This window comes from Massilia mucilaginosa (assembly GCF_011682145.1).
In the GTDB taxonomy this organism is placed as follows: Bacteria; Pseudomonadota; Gammaproteobacteria; order Burkholderiales; family Burkholderiaceae_D; genus Telluria_A; species Telluria_A mucilaginosa.
Window position 1 is genome coordinate 1 of record NZ_WHJH01000152.1, and the last position, 1268, is coordinate 1268.

Sequence of the window (1268 nt, forward strand, 5' to 3'; positions counted from 1 at the left end):
GGGAGTTTTCCTTGGGCCTGAGTTGCTGCCGCGATGAACAACTCATATTGGATCGTGCGCAGTGCCAGCACAAAGCTGATGTCGGTAGGCTGGCACTTCGCTTCGAGAGCGGCCTTGGCGATTTCAATCCGCACTAAATTGTAGGCAATGAGCGCACCCCAGATTTCCTGCATCGTCCCGTCGACCGTCATGCTGCGCAAGGTATGCGCCGATCCCAGCATGGTCTGCTTGAGCTCGCGATAACTCGTCTCGATTGCCCAGCGGCGCCAGTAGCAGTCGACGACCTGCTTGGCGGTGACGGCTTTTTTATCGGTGAGCGACGTGAGTAAATATTTCAAATCGCCGGTGCCGTCGCCGATGCGTACAGCACGGGCACGCCATGAAGCCGGTAGCGTCGGGTCCTTGCGCATGGCCGAGTCAGAAACTTCCATCTCGACAAGTCCATCTTCCACTGTGCCCTCGATTAGCTTCCAACGTGTATTGCTCTTCGCCGGAATCAGATAGTGACGACAATGTCCCTGCCCAGCCAAATTGCACAGTATTTCCGCTGACAGAAAGCCCGAGTCAAAGATGGTGAGGGAGCTGTCCGGGATGCTTCCGATCAACTCCTTGGCGAAGGCCGCTTCACTCGTCGCGTAGGGTCCGAAACGCGCATCGAGAATCAAATGGGTCGGTACGGCGGTCAGCGTGACGCCTTTCGCTTGCGGGTGGTTGGCAACCCTCCCTCCGGCGTACCTCTGCGCACCGAAATGCGCGCGGTTGGCCTCGCTGTCGGCAAGGCGCAAAGTCGTGCCATCCATGGCCAGAAGACTCATCCCATGAAACAAATAGGCCGACTGATCTTCCTGATGCCATGCCTGGGCCGAACATTCGAACAACCAACGCAGTGGCTCGGCGCCCAGCCGCTGGCGCGCCTGGCACACCGCGCTGGCCGTGACGTACACGCCCGCCAATTCCGGAACCGCCAGGTCCAAATCATCAAGTACTTCCTTGATCGACAGATGCCGGTACAGGGCCAAAGCAATGACCAGCCATACCACTTGCTGTGCAGGAAGGCGACGACGACGGATACTCGCTTTGCCTTTCGCTTCAAGGGCAGCTTCGATCCATTCGAACGGTAACTCATTACCCAGACGCCTCCAGTCTGGAGGGGATCGTGGGAGGTCAATGGCAAGAGAAAGGGCATCTGAGAACATAGTTCCAGAAGTTAACACTTCTGGGATTTGTTTACAAGAAGCGACAGTCAAGAGCTTAACTTAACGGCATTA

At 56.9% G+C, this 1268-nt stretch carries 1 protein-coding gene; it reads right to left on the minus strand.

Features of this window, described 5'->3' with window-relative positions:
* A partial coding sequence (locus tag F2P45_RS34210) for an IS4 family transposase (RefSeq protein ID WP_223164912.1) occupies positions 1-1196 on the minus strand: 1196 nt, incomplete at its 3' end.
* Positions 1197-1268: the final 72 nt, after the last annotated feature.